This window comes from Lactovum miscens (assembly GCF_014202895.1).
Taxonomy (GTDB): domain Bacteria; phylum Bacillota; class Bacilli; order Lactobacillales; family Streptococcaceae; genus Lactovum; species Lactovum miscens.
On sequence record NZ_JACHHV010000051.1, the window covers coordinates 1 to 5,441 of the forward strand.

Consider the following 5,441-nt stretch of genomic DNA (forward strand, 5'->3'; position numbering starts at 1 on the left):
AAAACATTCGCTTGGGAACGCCCTTATCTCACAGGGGGCAACCCCCAACTACTTCCGGCGCGGTGAGGCTTAACTACTGTGTTCGACATGGATACAGGTGTATCCCTCACGCTTTGATTCCCAAACTCTTGTTTCTCTGAATGATCTTGACCACTCAAAACTGAATAACAACTCCAAAAAAATTTTTTAATATAACTACACTTTATTGCTTTTTGGTAAAGTCCTCGAGCGATTAGTAATGGTTAGCTCCAGCCCTCACAGGCCTTCCACATCCATCCTATCTACCAGATCATCTCTCTGGGCTCTTAATTCTTTCGAATGGGTAATCTCATCTCGAGGTGGGTTTCACACTTAGATGCTTTCAGCGTTTATCCCTTCCCCACATAGCTATCCAGCCGTGCCTTTGGCAAGACAACTGGTACACCAGCGGTGGGTCCATCCCGGTCCTCTCGTACTAAGGACAGATCCCCTCAAATTACCTACGCCCGCGACGGATAGGGACCGAACTGTCTCACGACGTTCTGAACCCAGCTCGCGTGCCGCTTTAATGGGCGAACAGCCCAACCCTTGGGACCGACTACAGCCCCAGGATGCGACGAGCCGACATCGAGGTGCCAAACCTCCCCGTCGATGTGAACTCTTGGGGGAGATAAGCCTGTTATCCCCAGGGTAGCTTTTATCCGTTGAGCGATGGCCCTTCCATGCGGTACCACCGGATCACTAAGCCCGACTTTCGTCCCTGCTCGACTTGTAGGTCTCGCAGTCAATCTCCCTTATACCTTTACACTCTACGAATGATTTCCAACCATTCTGAGGGAAACTTTGGGCGCCTCCGTTACTCTTTAGGAGGCGACCGCCCCAGTCAAACTGCCCGACAGACACTGTCTCCCACCCGGTTTACGGGTGTGGGTTAGAGTAATCATAAATCAAGGGGAGTATCCCAACGGCGCCTCTGCTGAAACTAGCGTCCCAACTTCTTTGGCTCCTCCCTATCCTGTACGTGATTTACAAGTACTCAATATCAATCTGCAGTAAAGCTCCATGGGGTCTTTCCGTCCTGTCGCGGGTAACCTGCATCTTCACAGGTACTAAAATTTCACCGAGTCTCTCGTCGAGACAGTATCCAAATCATTACGCCTTTCGTGCGGGTCGGAACTTACCCGACAAGGAATTTCGCTACCTTAGGACCGTTATAGTTACGGCCGCCGTTTACTGGGGCTTCAATTCTGAGCTTCGCCGAAGCTAACCCCTCCTCTTAACCTTCCAGCACCGGGCAGGCGTCACCCCCTATACATCACCTTACGGTTTAGCAGAGAGCTGTGTTTTTGATAAACAGTTGCTTGGATCTTTTCACTGCGGCTCTATTGCTAGAGCACCCCTTCTCCCGAAGTTACGGGGTCATTTTGCCGAGTTCCTTAACGAGAGTTCTCTCGATCACCTTAGGCTACTCGCCTCGACTACCTGTGTCGGTTTACGGTACGGGAAGTATAATCTTATGTTAGACGCTTTTCTTGGCAGTGTGACATCGGGAACTTCGCTTCCGAAAAAGCTTCCCCATCATCGCTCAACCTTATAAGAACATGCATTTGACACATTCTAAGCCTCACGATTTAGACCAGAATCCATTAACTGGCACTCCTTAGCCTACTGCGTCACGCCCTCACAATTATACCTGTACAGGAATATCAACCTGTTGTCCATCGACTACGCATTTCTGCCTCGCCTTAGGCCCCGACTAACCCTGGGCGGACGAGCCTTCCCCAGGAAACCTTAGTCATACGGTGGACAAGATTCTCACTTGTCTTTCGCTACTCATACCGGCATTCTCACTTGTCATCGCTCCAGCACTCCTCACGGTATACCTTCTTCGCTGATGACAACGCTCTCCTACCATCCTTTACAGGATCCAAAGCTTCGGTAATATGTTTTAGCCCCGGTACATTTTCGGCGCAGGATCACTCGACTAGTGAGCTATTACGCACTCTTTAAAGGGTAGCTGCTTCTGAGCTAACCTCCTAGTTGTCTGTGCAATCCCACATCCTTTTCCACTTAACATATATTTTGGGACCTTAGCTGTTGGTCTGGGCTGTTTCCCTTTCGACTACGGATCTTAGCACTCGCAGTCTGACTGCCGCACATGTTTAATGGCATTCGGAGTTTATCTGAATTTGGTACCGCTAGACGCGGCCCGCAGCCAAACAGTGCTCTACCTCCATTAAACTTTATTGCGACGCTAGCCCTAAAGCTATTTCGGAGAGAACCAGCTATCTCCCAGTTCGTTTGGAATTTCTCCGCTATCCACAAGTCATCCAAACACTTTTCAACGTGTCCTGGTTCGGGCCTCCAGTGCGTCTTACCACACCTTCACCCTGCTCATGGATAGGTCACTAGGTTTCGGGTCTACAACATGATACTATGGCGCCCTATTCAGACTCGATTTCTCTACGGCTCCGTCTCTTCAACTTAACCTCGCATCATATCATAACTCGCCGGTTCATTCTACAAAAGGCACGCTCTCAGACATTAACGTCCTCGAACTTCTTGTAGGCACACGGTTTCAGGTGCTATTTCACTCCCCTCCCGGGGTTCTTTTCACCTTTCCCTCACGGTACTTGTTCACTATCGGTCACTAAGGAGTATTTAGGCTTAGGAGATGGTCCTCCCAGATTCAATCGGAATTTCTCGTGTTCCGACCTACTCAGGATACTGCTAGGTAATTATTTCTTTTCGTCTACGCGACTATTACGCTCTTTAGTTCATCTTCCCAGATGATGCGACTAAAAAATAATCTTCCACTTTGCAGTCCTACAACCCCAAGAAGCAAGCTTCTTGGTTTGGCCTTTTTCGCGTTCGCTCGCCGCTACTTACGAAATCATTCTTATTTTCTTTTCCTCCGGCTACTGAGATGTTTCAGTTCACCGGGTGTCCTTCTCATAAGCTATGTATTCACTTATGGATACTTACCTAAGTAAGTGGGTTTCCCCATTCGGAAATCACTGGATCTTCGCGTACTTACAGCTCCCCAATGCATATCGTAGTTAGTCACGTCCTTCTTCGGCTCTTAGTGCCAAGGCATTCACCGTGCGCCCTTATTAACTTTGCCATATGTTCTATTTATTCCTAAACAAAACTTTAAGTTAAAAAGTTATTTATTATTTAAAAGTGTGAAACTGACGTTTCGCCCTCTTAAACTCTGTAAATCGCAGTTATATCTTTCGATACTTTTTGATAAGTGTGACCTTATCTTTTTTTTCGGTTTTTTTGTTATGTTGTTATTCAGTTTTCAATGATCAAATTTCCAAAATTACCCTCTCAGGTCTTTTGAAATGGAGAATAACGGGATCGAACCGTTGACCTCCTGCGTGCAAAGCAGGCGCTCTCCCAGCTGAGCTAATCCCCCATCGTTTTACAAAAAAAAGTTTAGTAAAACTAAGTGCGCTGGTTTACTAAACCCTTCAAAACTAAATATTACTTCATCACGCACCACTTGTTTTATTTTCCTTAGAAAGGAGGTGATCCAGCCGCAGGTTCTCCTACGGCTACCTTGTTACGACTTCACCCCAGTCATCGGTTTTGCCTTAGGCCGCTGCTTCCTTTCGGTTAGCGCACGGACTTTGGGCACCCCCAACTCCCATGGTGTGACGGGCGGTGTGTACAAGACCCGGGAACGTATTCACCGCGGCGTGCTGATCCGCGATTACTAGCGATTCCGACTTCATGCAGGCGAGTTGCAGCCTGCAATCCGAACTGAGACAAGTTTTAAGAGATTCGCTTACTCTCGCGAGTTCGCTGCTCGTTGTACTTGCCATTGTAGCACGTGTGTAGCCCAAGTCATAAGGGGCATGATGATTTGACGTCATCCCCACCTTCCTCCGCATTATCTGCGGCAGTCTGTCTAGAGTGCCCAACTGAATGATGGCAACTAAACATAGGGGTTGCGCTCGTTGCGGGACTTAACCCAACATCTCACGACACGAGCTGACGACAACCATGCACCACCTGTCACCGATGTACCGAAGTAACTCTGTATCTCTACAGATAGCATCGGGATGTCAAGACTTGGTAAGGTTCTTCGCGTTGCTTCGAATTAAACCACATGCTCCACCGCTTGTGCGGGTCCCCGTCAATTCCTTTGAGTTTCAACCTTGCGGTCGTACTCCCCAGGCGGAGTGCTTATCGTGTTAACTGCGATACTGAAAAGCTTATGCCTCCCAACATCTAGCACTCATCGTTTACAGCGTAGACTACCAGGGTATCTAATCCTGTTTGCTACCTACGCTTTCGAGCCTCAGTGTCAGTTACAGCCCAGTGAGCCGCTTTCGCCTCCGGTGTTCTTCCTTATATCTACGCATTCCACCGCTACACAAGGAGTTCCACTCACCTCTACTGCACTCAAGTCCACCAGTTTCCAATGCGTACAATGGTTGAGCCACTGCCTTTTACATCAGACTTAATGAACCACCTGCGCTCGCTTTACGCCCAATAAATCCGGACAACGCTCGGGACCTACGTATTACCGCGGCTGCTGGCACGTAGTTAGCCGTCCCTTTCTGGTAAGATACCGTCACTTGAGTAATTTTCCACTCTACTCAACGTTCTTCTCTCACAACAGAGCTTTACGATCCGAAAACCTTCTTCACTCACGCGGCGTTGCTCGGTCAGACTTTCGTCCATTGCCGAAGATTCCCTACTGCTGCCTCCCGTAGGAGTTTGGGCCGTGTCTCAGTCCCAATGTGGCCGATTACCCTCTCAGGTCGGCTATGGATCATCGTCTTGGTAGGCCGTTACCCTACCAACTAACTAATCCAACGCGGGATCATCTCTAAGTGATGCAGTTGCACCTTTCAAAATGGCTTCATGTGAAGCCTTCTTTTATGCGGTATTAGCTACCATTTCTAGTAGTTGTCCCCCGCTTAGAGGCAGATTTCCCACGCGTTACTCACCCGTTCGCGACTCATTGAGAAAAGAGCAAGCTCTCTTCTCAATGCGTTCCACTTGCATGTATTAGGCACGCCGCCAGCGTTCGTCCTGAGCCAGGATCAAACTCTCATTAAAATGTTTTAACGAGCTCACATTCCTGTGAACTAGCTTGTTTCGAATTTATTTTTTTCCAATTGACTTGGAATCAGTAGTTCGCACTACTAATTTTTTGGTTTGTTTTGAAGTAATATTCAGTTTTCAAAGGTCTAGCGCTTCTTGTGAAAGCTTTTATATTCTAGCACAACCTCGCGGTTCTGTCAAGAATTAACTTTCGTTTGAAGCTTCTTTTTTGGTTCTCGTTTGACTTCCTCGAATCGCTTCAAGCCTTTGTCTTGCGAGACACAACTCATATAGTTTAGCATTTCTTAACCTGCTTGTCAAGAATTTAACTTCACTCGTTTGAGCTTCCGTTGCCCTCGTTCGCTTCCTTCAGAGTCAACTTGTATATCTTATCAATTCTT

Annotated in this window: 1 tRNA gene and 3 rRNA genes; all 4 read right to left on the minus strand. The window is 47.7% G+C overall.

The window, feature by feature from the left end:
- Positions 1–9: 9 nt before the first annotated feature.
- Positions 10–125 (minus strand): 5S ribosomal RNA (gene rrf, locus HNQ37_RS08190).
- An 87-nt stretch (positions 126–212) separates the two neighbouring features.
- Positions 213–3,103: ribosomal RNA gene (locus HNQ37_RS08195) — 23S ribosomal RNA — on the minus strand.
- Between the two features lie 224 nt (positions 3,104–3,327).
- Positions 3,328–3,400: transfer RNA gene (locus HNQ37_RS08200), tRNA-Ala, on the minus strand.
- A 105-nt stretch (positions 3,401–3,505) separates the two neighbouring features.
- Positions 3,506–5,055: ribosomal RNA gene (locus HNQ37_RS08205) — 16S ribosomal RNA — on the minus strand.
- The 16S, 23S and 5S rRNA genes sit together here with 1 tRNA gene alongside, the layout of an rRNA operon.
- Positions 5,056–5,441 lie beyond the last annotated feature (386 nt).